Annotated in this window: 16 protein-coding genes and 1 tRNA gene; 15 read left to right on the top strand and 2 right to left on the bottom strand. The window is 40.1% G+C overall.

Annotated elements, in window-relative coordinates; translation table 11 throughout:
• The 4 genes from HU830_RS05170 to HU830_RS05155 all read left to right on the top strand — a co-directional run bounded on the left by HU830_RS05170 (window position 1) and on the right by HU830_RS05155 (window position 4,299).
• Window positions 1-2,448, top strand: coding sequence for a YhgE/Pip domain-containing protein (locus tag HU830_RS05170; protein WP_176942722.1), 2,448 nt, complete (start codon window positions 1-3; stop codon window positions 2,446-2,448).
• A 133-nt stretch (window positions 2,449-2,581) separates the two neighbouring features.
• On the top strand, window positions 2,582-2,839 hold the full coding sequence (locus tag HU830_RS05165; RefSeq protein WP_176942721.1) for a hypothetical protein: 258 nt from the start codon (window positions 2,582-2,584) through the stop codon (window positions 2,837-2,839).
• Window positions 2,840-2,906: 67 nt separating this feature from the next.
• Window positions 2,907-3,080 carry a hypothetical protein gene (locus HU830_RS05160; RefSeq protein ID WP_176942720.1) on the top strand — a complete coding sequence of 58 codons (174 nt, stop codon included), beginning with the start codon at window positions 2,907-2,909 and terminating at the stop codon, window positions 3,078-3,080.
• Window positions 3,081-3,348: 268 nt separating this feature from the next.
• Window positions 3,349-4,299 carry a glycosyl hydrolase family 18 protein gene (locus HU830_RS05155; RefSeq protein ID WP_228765829.1) on the top strand — a complete coding sequence of 317 codons (951 nt, stop codon included), beginning with the start codon at window positions 3,349-3,351 and terminating at the stop codon, window positions 4,297-4,299.
• A 231-nt stretch (window positions 4,300-4,530) separates the two neighbouring features.
• Here HU830_RS05155 and HU830_RS05150 read toward each other — a convergent pair.
• Window positions 4,531-4,603 (bottom strand) — tRNA-Lys (locus HU830_RS05150).
• Window positions 4,604-4,726: 123 nt separating this feature from the next.
• On the opposite strand from HU830_RS05150, the gene yycF reads away from it, so the two are divergent.
• The 11 genes from yycF (at window position 4,727) to HU830_RS09195 (ending at window position 15,577) form a co-directional block, all read left to right on the top strand.
• Entirely contained in the window at window positions 4,727-5,446 is a 720-nt protein-coding gene (yycF, locus tag HU830_RS05145) for a response regulator YycF (protein ID WP_176942718.1), read from the top strand.
• A 46-nt stretch (window positions 5,447-5,492) separates the two neighbouring features.
• Window positions 5,493-7,379 carry a cell wall metabolism sensor histidine kinase WalK gene (gene walK / locus HU830_RS05140; RefSeq protein WP_176942717.1) on the top strand — a complete coding sequence of 629 codons (1,887 nt, stop codon included), beginning with the start codon at window positions 5,493-5,495 and terminating at the stop codon, window positions 7,377-7,379.
• On the top strand, window positions 7,360-8,679 hold the full coding sequence (locus HU830_RS05135) for a YycH family regulatory protein (RefSeq protein WP_176942716.1): 1,320 nt from the start codon (window positions 7,360-7,362) through the stop codon (window positions 8,677-8,679). Before walK ends, HU830_RS05135 begins: the two co-directional genes overlap by 20 nt.
• 17 nt (window positions 8,680-8,696) lie before the next feature.
• Entirely contained in the window at window positions 8,697-9,494 is a 798-nt protein-coding gene (locus HU830_RS05130; protein WP_176942715.1) for a two-component system regulatory protein YycI, read from the top strand.
• Window positions 9,495-9,505: 11 nt separating this feature from the next.
• A complete protein-coding gene (locus HU830_RS05125) occupies window positions 9,506-10,309 on the top strand; it encodes an MBL fold metallo-hydrolase (RefSeq protein WP_176942714.1) in 804 nt (267 codons plus the stop codon).
• 66 nt (window positions 10,310-10,375) lie between these two features.
• The gene (locus HU830_RS05120) at window positions 10,376-11,608 is read left to right on the top strand and encodes a S1C family serine protease (RefSeq protein ID WP_176942713.1); all 1,233 of its coding nucleotides are present in this window, start codon (window positions 10,376-10,378) and stop codon (window positions 11,606-11,608) included.
• 396 nt (window positions 11,609-12,004) lie between these two features.
• Window positions 12,005-12,484 carry a 23S rRNA (pseudouridine(1915)-N(3))-methyltransferase RlmH gene (rlmH, locus tag HU830_RS05115; RefSeq protein ID WP_176942712.1) on the top strand — a complete coding sequence of 160 codons (480 nt, stop codon included), beginning with the start codon at window positions 12,005-12,007 and terminating at the stop codon, window positions 12,482-12,484.
• A gap of 153 nt (window positions 12,485-12,637) precedes the next feature.
• The gene (apf, locus tag HU830_RS05110) at window positions 12,638-13,297 is read left to right on the top strand and encodes an aggregation-promoting factor (protein WP_194946729.1); all 660 of its coding nucleotides are present in this window, start codon (window positions 12,638-12,640) and stop codon (window positions 13,295-13,297) included.
• A gap of 176 nt (window positions 13,298-13,473) precedes the next feature.
• Window positions 13,474-14,568 (top strand): YibE/F family protein, encoded by a 1,095-nt coding sequence (locus HU830_RS05105; protein ID WP_176942711.1) that lies wholly within the window; start codon window positions 13,474-13,476, stop codon window positions 14,566-14,568.
• Window positions 14,562-15,296, top strand: a complete 735-nt coding sequence (locus HU830_RS05100) for a YibE/F family protein (RefSeq protein ID WP_176942710.1) — start codon at window positions 14,562-14,564, stop codon at window positions 15,294-15,296. The genes HU830_RS05105 and HU830_RS05100 overlap by 7 nt, the downstream gene beginning before the upstream one ends.
• Window positions 15,297-15,427: 131 nt before the next feature.
• Window positions 15,428-15,577, top strand: a complete 150-nt coding sequence (locus HU830_RS09195; protein WP_407647487.1) for a bacteriocin — start codon at window positions 15,428-15,430, stop codon at window positions 15,575-15,577.
• On the opposite strand, the gene HU830_RS05090 is transcribed toward HU830_RS09195, so the two are convergent.
• The gene (locus tag HU830_RS05090) at window positions 15,554-16,201 is read right to left on the bottom strand and encodes a helix-turn-helix transcriptional regulator (protein ID WP_176942708.1); all 648 of its coding nucleotides are present in this window, start codon (window positions 16,199-16,201) and stop codon (window positions 15,554-15,556) included. The two genes, HU830_RS09195 and HU830_RS05090, sit on opposite strands and share 24 nt — an antisense overlap.
• Window positions 16,202-17,164 lie beyond the last annotated feature (963 nt).

The following is a 17,164-nucleotide window of genomic DNA, read 5'->3' as shown; positions in this document are numbered from 1 at the left end:
ATGATTAAAAACGAATGGAAGGCCATTGGCCATAACCGCTTGCTCTTAATATCGGTGTTAGTTATTACGCTGATTCCGTTTTTATACGCAATTTTCTTCTTGCGTTCAGTATGGGATCCTTATGGAAGTACCCAAAACCTACCGATTGCGGTAGTTAATGAAGACCGGCCAGTCCAATATCAAGGTAAAACCTTGAACGTCGGGCAGCAGACAGTCGCCAATTTAAAACAAAATAAACAATTAGGTTGGCGTTTTGTTTCGGCAGAGACAGCGAAACAGGGAATTAAAGATAAGAAATACTACACGGTTATTACAATTCCCAAGAATTTTTCTGAAAATGCAACTACCGTTTTATCGTCCAAACCGAAGAAAATGGAATTACGTTACCAAACTAATGACTCTTTGAATTATATCGGGGAAGTTATTAGTGAAATGGGAGTAACTAATCTCGAGAAGAAAATTCGGGCGGCAGTGACTAATGCCTATGCTAGCGCGATGTTCAGTCAATTGAAGGTCGTGGGCAAGGGAATGAATCAAGCTGCTGATGGGGCAACCCAGTTAAATTCAGGAACCGTCACCTTGAACGATGGCCTAACGCAATATACGGCCGGGGTTTCCCAAGTTAATAAGGGTGTCCAAACCTTAAAAGTTAAGACCCAACCATTAGTTGGTGGTTTGAGTCAATTGCAACAAAGCGTTCAACCGCTAGCTTCCGGTGTCGGCCAACTTTACAACGGATCAAACCAGTTAACTCAGGGCCTACAACAATTGCAAGGAGCAGTTAATGCTAGCAACACGGCTGATAAACAGGCTCAAATCAAACAACTGCAAGCGGCTTTACCGCAGTTGAATGCCGGAATTCAGACTTTGAACCAACAAGTTAACGGGAATAAGTTGAACTTGAGTCAGTTTAGTAGCCTTACCAGTCAAATGGGTTCTGTTCAAACGGACTTAGAAAATGTCGGTAGTAAAATTAAAGATGCTGGTGAAAAACTAAGTAGCCTTCAAAATGTCGCCGGAAGTGTGCAAACACCGCAGCTTGATAGTAATCAAGTTACCCAACAAATGATGGGGGGCATTAACCAGAAGCTTCAAGGAGAACAAGGATTAACGCCGCAACAACAAGCTGTTGTTCAGGGAGTAATTCAAGCCGGAGTAGGCAAAATCGCAGGCCAAGTTAGTGAGTCTCAACAGCAAGCGCAACAAGTTCAAGGTAATTTAGGCAATACTTTACAAGGTGTGAAAGCAGATTTAATTGCTGCTGGTGAATCCACGCAAAGTGTTGGAAAATCCTTGACGGCAGTTAAAAGCAAAGCAAATCAAATTGATCTTAATAAATTAAACTCGCAGTTAACCCAACTGCAAACCGGGGTCGCCCAATTATCCGCGGGTGCAAAGGTTGCTTTACCGGGGGCTAATCAAGCGATTACCCAATTATCTGGGGGCTTACAAAGTATTCAAGGAGCCTTAAATGGGACTACCGTACCGACGGGACTAGTTGCCGGTTCGCAACAATTAACCGGTGGTTTGCAACAATTCAATCAGTCAGTACCAACCTTAACTAACGGCATTAATCAACTAAGTGCCGGTGGCAATCAGTTGACTTCGGGGATTAATCAATTAGCAACCGGGGCTTCGACTTTAGATGGTAACTCGGCGCAACTGTTGGCTGGAAGTCAGAAGTTGAGTAAGGGTAGTGATCAACTCAGCAAGTCCTTAACTGATGGGGCGCAAACAGTGAACGGCATTAAGATCACTCCGCAAAACCTCTCAATGTTTGCTGAACCAACCAAGCAAAAGCATACTAATTACAGTTATGTACCTAATTATGGGCATGCGTTAGCACCTTATGTTTTATCCTTAGCCTTATATGTTGGGGCCATCGTCTTCAACTTTGCTTATCCAATTCGGCGAGTTTCGATGGTTGGAAGGTCCGCGACTGAGTGGTTCTGGAGTAAAGTTTCAATTGGCGCCGTAGTAGCGGTGGGAATGGCCTTGGTTGAAGCAACTTTGATTATGGTTGGCGGCTTAAAAGTCGACCACCTAGGAACCTTTTATCTAACGACGATTATTTTCTCACTCTGCTCGATGTTTTTGATTATGTTCTTATCGATGCTCTTGGACAATCCCGGACGTTTTCTCGCCATGGTGCTCTTAATGTTACAACTGGGTGGTTCTGGCGGGACCTTCCCGATGGAAATCACCAATGGCTTCTTTAATGCCATTCATCCCTTCTTACCGATGACCTACTCGATTTTGAGTTTCCGGCAGGCAATTACTTCCGGTCTGGGAACCAGTACAGTAGTTTCTTCATTATCAATCTTAGTGGGGATTACGCTAGTTTCTCTAGTACTTCTCTTCTGGGCGATGCAGCTCTTACAAAGAAGACATCTGATGGGAATTTCGCAATTGGATGATAACCAAAAATTACAAGCTTTGGAAAAATAGTTTTAAGAAGGAGCTAACTTCTCCTAACCAAGTGTCCTGAAAAGGGCACTTTTTTTGTATGGTGCAGAATTCTGATTTGTTCCCGGAAGCGGGCTTGTTATAATAAGGTACAAAAACTTGAGGTGGAATAAAAATGAAAAAAGTTTTCAAACCAGCTTTTAAGGGTGCCCTAGCAATTTCTTTGTTGCTGATGATCGCGCCCATCCTTACGAAATGGTCCAACTTTCAACAATCTTTTCAAACTAGTTGTCAACGGCTGGGAATAGTTAAGTTATTGGGGATGTATTTGGGGGTCTATTTGACTTTGGTCGTCTTCTTCACCTTGATTTTGGCGGTCTATCTTAACTTTCGGCAACATCAAGATCGGCGGAAAAAACGGCAAAGAAAATGAAAAAAAGCTCAAGGTTGCCTTTCGTCGGGCCTTCTTTTGGGCTACTGTTTTCATCATCGGGCGCTTAGTGACCCGAATTCCGGCCGTCATCCATTTGTGGCAGGAGAGTCGACATCATCCCGGAGCTGACTGGGTAATCTTAGCGACTTGGTTAGGAATTTACCTTGTTTTAATTCTGGGGGGAACTCTAGTCATTACTGATTATCTTCAAGTTAATGCGTTTTTTAGACATAAAAAATAGTGTCTAGTTGGTAAAATACACACTTTTTTTATAAATATTTATAATATATAGCAGGCAAATTATTTTTAATGCTTGTGAAAATATTATAAAATTAAATTGTTATCAAACTGATAACAATTTTTAGTTTCCATATTTAATTTATTTTCGGGAGGGAAATTCGATGTGGAAAAATAAGAAAAATTGGACCCTACTGGCAACGGCGATTGCTGGTTTAGGCATTGGCTTCGGGACTTTGTCTACTTCAGCTCAAGCTGATGAAGCCGCGAAAATGGTTGATGTCAGCCAAAAGAAGGTCTTGGAAGGCTATTGGCATAACTGGAAGTCCGCGGGTCATGATGGTTATAAGCAGGGAACGTCGGCAGAAATCAAGCTGTCTCAAGTCAATCCAGCTTACAATGTTGTTCCCGTTGCTTTCATGAAAAGTGATGGAACTAACCGAATTCCGACTTTTAAACCTTATAAAGAGACCGACCAAGAATTTCGTCAAGAAGTTGGGGCTTTGAATAAACAGAACCGTTCGGTCTTAATTGCTTTAGGTGGAGCAGATGCGCACATCCAGTTGAAAAAGGGTGATGAGCAGGCTCTAGCTCAAGAAATTATGCGTCTGGTTTCGGTTTATGGTTTTGATGGTCTGGATATTGATTTGGAGCAAGGGGCAATTACGGCAGGGGATAACCAAACTGTTTTGCCAGCAGCTTTGAAGATTGTCAAAGATCACTATCGCGCCGAAGGTAAGAACTTTGTGATCACAATGGCCCCAGAATTTCCGAATATGAAGGTCGGCTTACCTTACGCTCAATATATTCAAGACTTAGAAGGTTACTATGACTACGTTTCGCCACAGTTGTATAACCAAGGGGGCGATGGCGTCTGGGTCGACGAAATTAGTGCTTGGATCTCGCAAAATAATGATGCTCGAAAAGCAGATTTCCTCTATTATATGGCGGATTCGATGATTCATGGAAGTCGGACTTTCGTGCAAGTTCCTGCTGATAAGTTAGTTTTAGGTTTACCGGCCAACCGTGATGCTGCTGGAAGTGGCTATGTAGAAGATCCGCAAGCTGTCTTGACCGCTTTGGATCGCTTAAAAGCTGCCGGTAATCCGGTCAAAGGTTTGATGACTTGGTCAGCCAATTGGGATGTTGCTCACGATGCGAGTGGTAAAGCTTATAATAATGAATTTGCCAACCGTTATGGAAAAATAACTCAAGCTCAGTAAATTTAACTGCCGAATTAATGATTGTAAAAAAATAGCTAGACCGTTTATAGGCTAGCCGAGTGCGCTTGGTCTCCAGAAGAGAAACTAAGGCTAGATTTTAGAGAGCCCGAATTAATTCAATCTTAATACAATAAAAACCCCTACTGCTAAGAGTAGGGGTTTTTATTGTATTAAATGAAAAATCACAATATCTACCATTAGGTATTATTGAGACCAAGGGGTTTTCACTAATGGGTGGTCAGGGGATCGAACCCTGGACCCACGGATTAAGAGTCCGTTGCTCTGCCAGCTGAGCTAACCACCCATTTGAATACAAAAGATATATTATCATATCCTCTAGACCAGTGCAAGATTTATTTGAACAAATTTTGTCATTCCTTACAAAAGTTAGTATACTGAAACAGAAGATCAAGGAGGGATTTCGGGAATGGCTAATAAGATTTTAATCGTCGATGACGAAAAAACGATCTCAGATATTATTAAATATAATTTGGGCAAAGAAGGCTACGATACGGTTGTGGCCTTTGATGGCGAAGAAGCCTTGGAAAAAGTCGAGGCGGAGCAGCCTAATTTGATTATTTTAGACTTGATGCTCCCCAAAATTGACGGCTTAGAAGTAGCTCGTCAAGTTCGTAAAACCAAAGATATTCCGATTATTATGTTAACCGCTAAGGATTCTGAACTAGACAAAGTTTTGGGGCTGGAAATGGGGGCGGATGATTATGTGACCAAACCTTTTTCCAACCGCGAACTAGTAGCCCGAGTGAAAGCTAATTTACGTCGGCAAAGTGTTAATTTAAGTCAAGAAGAAACGCAAACCAATTCTGATGTTCGCGTTGGTGAACTAGTAATTTCACCGGATGCTTACAGTGTCAGTAAGCAAAAGCATGAAATTGAGTTAACGCATCGCGAATTTGAGCTGCTTTATTATTTGGCCCAACATATTGGGCAAGTGATGACTCGGGAGAATTTACTGCAAACGGTTTGGGGTTATGATTACTTTGGGGATGTCCGGACAGTTGATGTGACGGTTCGCCGGCTGCGGGAGAAGATTGAGACCGATCCTAGTTCGCCCCAGTATTTAATTACTCGGCGGGGGGTTGGTTATTATTTACAGATCCCGGAAGGTGAACAAAACGCCGATTAATTTTCCAACTAGTGTTAGTTGATAATTGGAGTAATGGAGTCTTATTGTGAAGAAAAAAGCACGGTTTTTTAGATCAATCCAGTTTAAAATTTTAATTATCTTCATCTTGTTACTGTTGAGTACGATTGAAATTATTGGAGCTTATTTTGTGCACCGTTTGGAGCAACAAAATATTGAGAGTTTTGAAACGCAAGTTCAATTACCTTCCTATGTTGCGACTCCTCTGGCGACGAATTTGGCCCAGAATACAACTGGTTCAGGTCGTAAAATTCGAACTTTGATTAAAGAATATAGTAGTCCGCAAATTTCAGAAATGAAAGTCGTTGATAGCCAAGGCAAAATTGTGGCGACGAAGTCAGCTAATAATTCGGAATTGATTGGTCGCCGGACTACGAATACAGAAGTTAAGCGAGTTTTATATTCTGGACGCAAATTTACCAAAATTTTACATGATGATCGCGATGGGAGTTATTATGTCGCGATTACACCGATGATTAATTCCAATGGGGATAGTAATACGGTTGTCGGAGCCGTCTATATTCGAGCAGATATGGATCAAATTTATAAAAATATTAACGATATTGTTTCAACTTTCTTCATCGCTTCTCTGGTCGCGGGTTTAATGGGGGCGATTATTTCCATTGTTGTTGCGCGAGCGATTACGCGGCCAATTTCCGAAATGAAGCAGCAGGCCTTTCATATGGCGGAGGGAGATTATTTCGGGCAAGTTCGAATTTATAGTCAAGATGAATTGGGTCAACTAGCTCAAGCCGTGAATAATCTTTCTATTAAAGTAGAAGAAGAACGTGAAAATTCCGATGCGGAAAGAAATCGACTAGATAGTGTTTTACGGCAGATGACGGATGGAGTTTTGGCAACTGATCGCCACGGAAAGATTACAATTATTAATGAAACAGCTTGTGATCTCCTAAATGTCGAAGCTCAAGAAACGCAAAATCAATCTTTAATCGAAATTTTGGCTTTAACCGAGCAAGTTAAATTTGATGATTTGTTGGCTAATCAAACCGAGAGAATTTTGGAAATTCGCTCGGGTAATGATCCGGAAAACTTAATTTTGCAAGCTGACTTTTCGCTAATTAAACGCAGTACTGGCTTTGTCACCGGCTTGGTTTGCGTGTTGCATGATGTCACTGAGCAGCAAAAAATTGACCGTGATCGTCGCCAATTTGTCTCCAATGTTTCCCATGAATTAAGGACGCCCTTGACTAGCCTGCGCAGTTATGAAGAAGCCTTGAGTGACGGAGCAATGGATGATCCGAAGTTATCCAAACAATTTTTACATGTGATTCAAGAAGAGACCGAGCGGATGATTCGGATGATTAGCTCCCTCTTAAGCTTGTCTCGTTTAGATCAAGGAACGGCTAAAATTAGTGTCGAATTAGTGAACTTCAATGAGTTATTTAGTTATATTTTGGATCGGTTCGATATGATGATTCAAAAGGATCAAGAAAAACAGTTGGCTGACAGTGGTGTCCAGCCCAAACGTTATCAAATTAAGCGTCTTTTGACTCACCGTGATCTTTGGGTGGAAATTGACCCGGATAAGATTACGCAAGCAATTGATAATATTTTAAATAATGCTCTCAAATACTCACCTGATGGGGGAACAATCACCTGTCGTTTGGTTTATACCCAAAATAATGTCATCTTGAGTATTGCTGATCAAGGTCTGGGAATTCCGCGCAAAGATTTAAAAAGGATCTTTGATCGTTTTTATCGGGTGGATAAAGCGCGTTCCCGCAAGCAAGGCGGCACGGGCTTAGGTCTTTCGATTGCTAAAGAAGTTGTTGAAGCTCAAGGGGGCCATATTTGGGTTAATAGTACCGAAAATCGGGGCTCAACTTTCTATATCCTCTTGCCTTACAATCCTGCAGAAACCGGAGGTGAATGGGATGACGAAACGGCTGAGTAACTATGCTTTGGGAATTGGCTTATCTTTGGCCGTGCTGGTGAGTTTAGTTTTATCGTGGTTGATTTGGACAAATAACGCTAAATATCAACAAGGTTTGACGGCTAACAGTAATGTCCAGTCTTTTGGCCGGCGCCATTTAGCAGCGACGAAGAAAATTAGTGAGGTCTTCGCCCCCACGGAAGTCATTGTGACTGATTCTCAGCAACAGCGTTTAATTTATAATTATCGTTCCAGTGGTAGTGGAGAAATTTTGAAGGTTTTACAAAAAGCCAGAATGGGCCCTTTACACCGAGTTTCTGAGCAAGATCAAAATCGTTATCTAGAACTCTTGCATCGCCACCACACCCTGCAGTTAAGTTATCCGACTACGGTAACTTTGAGTACCTTTTTACAGGCGATTGGTAAACAGAATATTTTACGACCCCAGACTGATCAGAAGTTAAATCGGGTTATTTTGACTTTAAATAAGGATAGTTCGACCCAGGAATTGTATTTTCTTGATGATCATCGGTATACGGTTCATAAATTAAAGGTCCGAAGCTTAGACTATCAGCGTTTGAATCAGCTCTGGCAGCATAATAATTTTACCGCTCCCGTAGAAATAAAAATGATCAACCATAACTTACGCATTAACTATTTAAAGCCAGTTAAACTCCATCCGGTTAGTTATTTGGTGGTTAAAGCCAGTGATAGCACCTACTTGGCCAATCTTTTAAGCTCTTCTTCGGGAACAGAAATTACCACTCATAAGACGGGGAAGGAGAATGTTTATCGCAAAGAAAATAAAATGTTGACCGTGGATCGGGAAACCGGGGTGGTCGTCTTTAATGACTATTCAAAATTCACGCTGGCGACCACTACTAGTGAGATTTTTAATAAGGCCTACCAAAGTTTAAAGCAGATTAGTAATCCTTTGAATAGTCTCTATCTCTTCAATTATGATGCTTCGGAACACCGTTTGAGTTTCCGTGATTATGTTGAAGGTTTTCCGATTTTTCACTCCAATAAAGCCGGGAGTACTGAGGTGAGTTTTGCTAATGGCTCGCAAACCTTACGCTTTTCTAATCGGGTCTTGCAAGCTCCCGTTCCTGCTGAACAAAAAACGATTGAATTGCCAGCGACGACAACAGTTTTACAACAATTGCAAGCGGTTGGTTATAGTAGCTCTCAGATTCAAAATTTGACGCTCGGATATAGTTGGAATAATGATTTAGAAAATAAAGATGTTGTTGATTTAATGCCTAGTTATTATGTCAAAATTAACGATCAATGGAAATCTTACCAAGATTGGTTGAAGTAAAGGGGGTGCCTTAAACTGTGGATTTTAAACGGATTGAAATAATTTTCCTCTGCGTTTTTGTGGCTTTGGATATCTTTTTGTTTTTTTCTTACAATCAAAGCCGCAATGCGGTGGTGATGACCAATAATTCTAGTCCGACGACCTTAGCTAAGGAAATGAGCCAGGATAATATTGTTTTGGATCAAACCCCTAGTGATCGGCCATCTCAAGGTTATTATTTGGCCAGTAAGGATAGTAATATCTTACAGAACCATCCGGACTTAAAAAATCAAGCAGTAACTTATGATGGTAATAAAAGACAATTGCATAGTGTCTTAGATGTGCCGTGGACGGTTAATCGAACTGCTCCCCAAAAGACTTTGAATCGTCTGAAAAATAAAGATCAAAATATCTTGTATGGCAATCAATATCAATATGCCCCCCATCTCTCAGATCAACATAATTTGGTCTATGTTCAAAAGCAAGGTTCAGGGCAATTTTATTCTCGTGAAGGCCAATTAATTTTTCAAATTGTAGGTCGAAAAGTGGTTGGTTATCAACAAACATACATTAATGGAGTAACTTTTCTGCGAGAAAAACAAAATACAATCAGTGAAAGACGGGCGATTGAGATTTTGTATACCAACAATGAAATCCCTAGTGGTGCCCGGATTCGCTGGATTGATTTGGCCTATAAACGTTTATTACGGGTTCGGGAAAGTACAGTTTATATCCCGGTTTGGTATGTAGGTTTTGTCAATAAAAATAGTAAAGTTCCCGAAATTCGCCGGATTAATGCTTTTAACGGAACAATTATTAAAGATACAAGTAATTAGGAGATGGCATAGTGGCTGCAGATAGTTTTCAAGTTAGTATTTTAGCCAGCAGCAGTCAAGGCAATTCACTACTGGTCAAGACGCCACACGAGCAGATTTTGGTCGACGCCGGCTTATCGGGAAAAAAGATTCAAACTTTGTTGCAAAGTGTGGGCAGTGACATGCGGCAGATTGCGGCAATTTTGGTGACCCATGAACACAGCGATCATATTCGCGGCGTGGGTGTTCTTGCGCGGCGTTATGGAGTCCCGATTTATGCCAATCAGAAAACTTGGCAAGCGATGGCCCCCAAAATTGGGAAGGTTCCTTTGGAACAGCAGCATATTTTTGCCCCAGAAAGCTGTCTTAGTTTGGGGGATTTGGAGATTGAAAGTTTTCGAGTTTCCCATGATGCTGCCGATCCACAATTTTACAATTTACATTATGACAATAAATCTTTTATCGATTTGACCGATACGGGTTACGTCTCTGATCGCGTGAAATATCAGATTCAAAATGCCGACGGAATTTTATTGGAATGTAATCACGATGTTGAAATGCTCCGGCAGGGGAATTATCCTTGGTCCTTGCAGCAGCGAATCTTGGGAGATGAAGGTCATCTTTCTAATTTGGATAGCGCCCGCACCTTGAGTGAGGTGATCGGTAATGCGACCAAACAGGTTTATTTGGGTCACCGTAGTCCCCATAATAATGAACGAAACTTGGCGCATCAGACCGTGGCTCATTTTTTGGAAGACCGAGATTACGCGGTAGATCATGATTTTCGGCTTTGGGATACGGCTGCTTTACAAGCCACGCCTTTAATAAGCTTATAAATAAAAAATCCATGATTTTTTGGTTCAAAATGATTAAAATAGAAGTTAATTAGGAGGTAGATCATCTTGAAACAATCCAGTAAAGAGTTATGGAAAATTGCTTTAGTAGCTGTGGTTGCGGCTTTAATCGGAACCGGAATCGGTTATTGGGGCTTTAGCCAGTTTGGGGCAACTAATGCCAATACTACTAGTAACGGGACTACGCAAACTAGTAATATGACGGTAAAGTCCAACAACCAAACTACCAATGCCTTTAACAAAGTTAAGGGTTCCGTGGTATCCGTGATTAACTATCAAAAGGTCCAGCAAGACGATAGTCTCAGTTCCTTGTTTGGTAGTCTTTACGGCAATGGCAATAGTAACGGTAATGGAAGCCAAAACGGGTCCAATTCTTCGAAAGATAAATTGAAAGAATCGAGTGAAGGTTCCGGAGTTATCTATAAGAAGCAAGGAAACTTGGCCTATTTAGCAACTAATAATCATGTGGTTTCCGGATCACAGAAACTAGAAGTTATTTTAAGTGATGGAACGAAAGTTAAAGCTAAAAAAGTGGGAACTGATAAAGTCACGGATTTAGCTGTCCTTTCGATTGATGGCAGCAAGGTGAAGTCAACAGCTAGTTTTGGTAACTCAGATGCTGTTCAACCGGGAGAATCAGTTTTGGCGATCGGTTCTCCTCTGGGAAGCCAGTATGCAACTTCCGTAACTTCCGGGATTATTTCAGCGAAGAATCGGACCATTGATACCACTGATGAGAAGACCGGTCAAGCTACGGGCCAAGCCACCGTTTTGCAGACCGATACGGCCATCAACCCCGGAAATTCTGGCGGACCTTTAATTAATCTCGCCGGCCAAGTTGTGGGAATTAATTCCATGAAATTAGCTTCGAGTACTGATGGAACTTCCGTTGAAGGGATGGGTTTTGCGATCCCAAGTAACGAAGTTGTCAAAATTATTAATCAATTAGTGGAAAAAGGGAAAGTGGAACGGCCCCAATTAGGGATCAAAGTCATCGACTTAGACCAAGTTCAACAAAGCCAACAAAGCTCGATTTTGAAACTCCCAAGTGATGTGACTGAAGGGGTAATTGTTGGTTCTGTGAATAAGAACTCTGTCGCCGAAAAAGCTGGTTTGAAGAAGTATGACGTAATTTCGGCTCTTGACGGCAAGAAGGTCAAGAATATTGCTGAATTGCACACGAAACTCTATAGTCATGCCCTGGGCGATACTGTGAAGTTACAATTCTATCGCGAAGGTAAACAACAAACAGTTGAATTAAAATTAGCCCGAGCTAATTAAGCTCAGCCGAGGTAATTACAGCCATAATTAAGAGAGAAGCAGATGAAAAGTTCCTTTTTCATTTGCTTCTTTTGAGTCAAAAGTTGATTTCGGGGAGTGTCCGGAAGTGGTTAACTAAAAACTGGACTTTATTTTTAGAAGACGCAACTAATGATCGGAATTAAATTTCGCCTAATTTGAGAAATAGGGGATAATTAGATTTAAAAATTATCCACATGCTGTTGATAAAGCAGGGGATAAGCTCAAAATTAAACTTTAGAGAATTTTAAAAGTTATCCACAACTGGTTGTATAAACTGGGGATAACTGATTATAAAAAACCAGTAAACCCGATAAGGATAGGGTCGGATTGGATTTCCGAATATTATTTAAGCAGTGGATAACTAAGGAGAAAAAGATGAAGGTTAAAATTATCGCCGTCGGGAAAGTCAAAAAGAAATTCTTTAGCCAAGGGATTGCCGAGTACGCCCAGCGTTTGCGTCCCTTTTGTGACTTTCAGATTATTGAGGTTAAAGACGAACAGGCTCCGGAAAGTTTGAGTCCTAAGGAAATGGCCCAGGTCAAAGAAATTGAAGGCGAACGGATTTTGCGTCAAGTGAAGGCCGATGACTATATCTTGGCCTTAGAAATTAGTGGCCAAGAATGGACTTCGGAACACTTAGCCCAACAATTACAAGAATTGTCAACCTATGGCCATAGTCAATTTACCTTTATTATTGGGGGTTCTTTGGGGCTCAGTCCAGCAGTTTTGAAACGGGCCCAACGGCAATTGTCTTTTGGCCGCTTTACCTTGCCCCATCAGCTAATGCGCCTGGTTTTGACTGAGCAAATTTATCGTAGTTTTATGATTAATGCGGGGCGGCCCTATCATAAATAAGTTATTCCTTGTAATGCTTCTGTAATAAAGGCCAAAATTTATAATTTTCCTGAAATATTGTTGTAATGTTCATCTGATACTATATTCCCTGTTGAAAGATATAAGTTTTCAACCTCACAAATTCGATTGAACATTTTAAAGGAGATTATTATTTTGAAAATCAAACAAGTAGCATTCGCAACTATTTTAGGATTAATTTCATTTTTAGGAGCTACCAAGGTAGCTAACGCTGACAGCATCTACACCGTTAAGTCCGGAGATACTCTTTCCGAAATCTTGATGCAAACTCAAAACGACTTAAGCAAGTTAAACCAAGTCGCAACTGATAACAATATTCAAAACGTGGATTTAATTTTCCCCGGCCAAAAGTTAATCTTTAAAGATAACGGCCAAGTAAGTGTCGCTACCAAGACGCAAGTTCAAAAGACCCCAGAAGTTGCAACTGTTCAACAAGCTGTTGCCCAAGAAGATCAACAACCAGCAGCAAGCCAAGCAAAGCAAGAAGCTCCAGTTCAACAACAAGCTGCTCCAGCTACTCAAACACCAGCTCCAGTTCAACAACAAGCTGCTCCAGCAGTTACCGTTTCTGGTGATGAAGATTCCGCTCGCGAATGGATTGCCGGTCGTGAATCCGGTGGTAACTATGGCGCTGCTAACGGTAGCTATGTAGGTAAATATCAATTAAGTTCTTCTTACTTGAACGGTGACTACTCCGCTGCTAACCAAGATCGGGTTGCTAACCAATACGTTCAATCCCGTTACGGTTCATGGCAAAATGCTAAGAAGTTCTGGTTACAAAATAACTGGTATTAATCTGCTAGTCTTAAAGAAAATATTATAATAGGAAGAGATCGACTTTAAGAGTCGATCTTTTTTTATATTTGGCTAACTAATGGGCGCAAAATTGAACTAGCAAGCAATAAAATTAATCTAAGCCAAAAAGCAAAATTAGCCTAGATTTGATAAGATAGAGGCTAGGAGTGAAAAGAATGTCAAAATTAAGACACTTTTATTGGATTTTAGGGGCTCTAGTTTTATTGGCGAGTGGCGGGGCTTATTGGCTTCAAGAGCAAGCTTCGCAAACTGTTGCCGTGGTAGAAGAGGCTCAAGTTCAACACCGGCAAACGGTGCACAGTGAATATGAAAATCATGATCAACAGGTGAAGCAAAAGTTACAATTACGTTTAATTCACAAAGTTCCTGTCGGGCAGAGCCGGCATTTAACTTTGACTAATGTTTATTACGAATCGCAAGCGACCAGTAATCGCTATTTTGTCGGCAGTCATTTGCGCTTACATTATAATTCGCAAGCGCAGAATTGGCAGATTTTAGGACCCCAGCGATCGGGAGTTTGGTTGGCTTTTCTGGCTGTAATTATCATTATTTTATTGGGTTGGATGCAGTGGTCCGGGTTGCGGGCTTTAATTAGTGTGGCCTTAAATTTGGCCTGTTTTGTTTTGGCCTTAATGTGGACCACGCATTTACAAAATCAGCAAATTTTGTTGACTGCTAGTATTTTGGCGGGGGTGATGACCATTCTGACTTTGGGTCTGATTTTTGGCTGGTCGCAACAGTTTGCGGTCACTTTAGGGGCGACCTTGGTTAGTACAGGGATTGCCATTGGGATTAGTGTCCTGGTCTTGCAGCTAAGTCATGATCAAGGTATTTATTACGAAACGATGGATTATGGAATCCAACCTTTCAAATTAGTCTTTTTAGCGGAAACAATTTTAGGTGTTTTAGGAGCGGTAATGGATGAAACTGGGGATATTACGGCTTCCATGCAGCAATTACTGCAAGAAAAAGCGACTATCACTCGGCCAGCTTTGTTTCGTTCCGGCTTAAATGTTGGTCGGGAGATCCTAGGTCCCTTAATTAATATCTTATTTTATATTTTCTTAGCTGAATTAATTCCCTTGGTCGTCCTTTATTTGCGCAATGGCAATACTTTAGCCTTTTCTTTGTCGCGGACAATGACTTTGGGTTACACCCAAACCGTTGTGAGCGCAATTGCCTTAGTCTTAGCGGTTCCTTTAACGGCCGGCTTGGCGGCACTTTGGTTGCGAGGTTCAAAAAAATGCTGATCTTAACGTTGATTCTCTTAGTTTTACTAATTTTAGTTTGTGGCCGCCAAGGTTGGATCATTTTCCTGAGCTTAGCGGGAAGTTTTCTAGTTTTATTAGTAGTGATGATGTTAATTGCGGATCAGTTTCCCGCTCTGATTGTCGGAGTTTTGGCGGCCATTGCTTTGGTTTATTTGGCAATTTATCCCAATACCCAAAATCCCGCCACCCGCAAGACCGCAATCTGGGGTACTTTGATCGTCCTGGCCGGCTTATTAGTTTTAGCAGAAATCTTAATTAACCTCGCCTTTGGGCATGGTTTTGCCCTGGAGGATACGGATGAAATTGAACAATTTGTTTTAGCCGTCGGAGTATCATTTCCTCAAATTCAAGTCGTCGTGACCTTGTTTAGTAGTTTAGGGGCAGTAGCGGAAGCCAGTATTGCTGTCAGTTCGGGAATTTGGGAAATTGTTGACCAACAACCGCAAATTTCTCCGGCTAGATTATGGCGCGCCGGTTTAGCGATTGGTTTTAAAAATATTTCAACGGCCATTAATACGCTTTTATTTGGCTTCTTTGGTAGTTATCTGACTTTAGGTCTCTGGTTTTTGCAACTTCATTATTCAGTTGCCGAAATTTTCAACAATACGATTTTGGCTACCGCGGTTGTAGAATTACTCTTAGCTGTCTTGGGGATAATTGCGACGATTTTCTTGACTAATTATTTAGTCCGTTGGCAACGACGGTAAGAGAAAATGAGTTTTGAATTGTTAGATCTAAGTAGTTTTTGAAATATTATAGTTCACATTGGAACTAATTTTTAATAACTTGTCTTAAGTTGTTAGCTTGATTTAATTCTTAATAGAGGATTAAATAAAAAATGAAGGGGGAATTCAGATTGAAGACAATTAATAGTTTTAAAATCTTAAATGAAAGTAAGCTTCAGCAAGTAAGCGGGGGCCGGAGAAGAAAAAATGTAATTTGGGACTTTACTAATAGATTTATTTCATTTTTTATGGCGCAAAAGTAACCAGAATTTTATTAATCGTATGGGTGCTAGAAAAATAATTACTATTTCTCCAGATGAGATGAATATTATATGAAGCAGTTCCGCAAAAATTAACCCGGCATTTGCATATTCGTTGTCGGTCATAGATTTCAAAAAAATTGGATCTAGTAGCATAAGTAGGATGTTACTAATTATTAAGACTAGATAGGAGATTAGCAGTAAAGCTAATCTTTTTTTGTTGGCATAGATTTTCCAATATGGATAGATCATGATAATTATTGTTATACAAGTCAGCAGCCCCAGCATAATTAAAATAGAATGAAAAAAACCGTACATTTGAAAATAAGCTAAAATCAGAAAAATAAAGGTTGATCCATAAGTGTAGTTGTATATTTTGATACTTTTAGAGGATGGATGATTATTTACGGTATAAGGTCCAAGGATATCTTGATCATCCCTGATAATGGTATCTATGGGGACCTGATATAGGTCACTAAGTCTAGCTAGAGTCGTAATTTCCGGAATACTGCGGCCGTTTTCCCAACCGGAAACAGTTTTGCGCGAAACCATGAGTTTTTCGGCTACTTCGGCTTGAGTCATATTTTTATCTAGGCGATACTGTTTTAATTTATTTGCAATGTTCAAATTAATCACCACACCTTTAGGTATATTTAATATTATTATAAAACAAAAGAAAGCCTTATCATAATTAAATTAGTGATTAATAGATTAATAATTGAGTGTTTAAATAATTATGTATAATTGAAAATTTTAATTGACTAGGAAAGGGCGTACATTCCCAGTATGATTAAAAATGACCGCACTTAATCAATGAGATTCCCTACGAATAAACTTAATATAGATATCATTTCAGTTCTAGCTTAGAAGCAAGATTTAAAAGAATTTTTTCGTTCCCATCAGGAACCAGTTATGAATTAATTCCTCCAAACAGAACTAGCTGCCTATCTTGGTTGCAAGACCTATGATCGGACTGGTTTTAATTCTGATAATGGTCATTATGAACGAACTTTTGATGCTGATTATAAAAACGTTAACCTGTTCATTATTTGAGATAGTAATTGAGTTTTCTTACCCCAGGTATTCGATCCTCATACTAGGAGTAGTGATTCTTTGGAGACCACAGTTTTACATCTTTATCAAAATGGTATGACTACAGCCCAATTAATTGAAAAGATATAGGAGATAGCTTATTCGTCAACCACGATTTCTAATATTACTCAAGCTGTTCAAACGCAAGTAGCTGAGTTTTATCAAAGAAAGTCGCCTTTTGACTCATACCTTGAAAAGTTTGATTACTTTGGAGTAATTCTATTAATTTAGAATTTGATACTGAGAACGTTGGTCAGAATGAACAGCAGTTAAAAATGTAACCAACTGTGTTAGTCCTTAGGATCGACAGAATCTAAATATTTATTTTTAAACTATTTGTTAAGCTTCAACTAAAATATCGTAAGATAAATCTATTCAATATTGGAGTCATAAATATCCATGGATCAACCGATTAAGGCAAATAGTAATCTATTTATTATGATTTTTCACAAGCTTATTGATATATCTATCTTATTTATTAAGAGGTTAATTCTTGAT

Source organism: Bombilactobacillus apium, assembly GCF_013385145.1.
Classification (GTDB): domain Bacteria; phylum Bacillota; class Bacilli; order Lactobacillales; family Lactobacillaceae; genus Bombilactobacillus; species Bombilactobacillus apium.
Note: the sequence above shows the minus strand (reverse complement) of the source record. Positions and strands in the feature narration are given on the sequence as shown.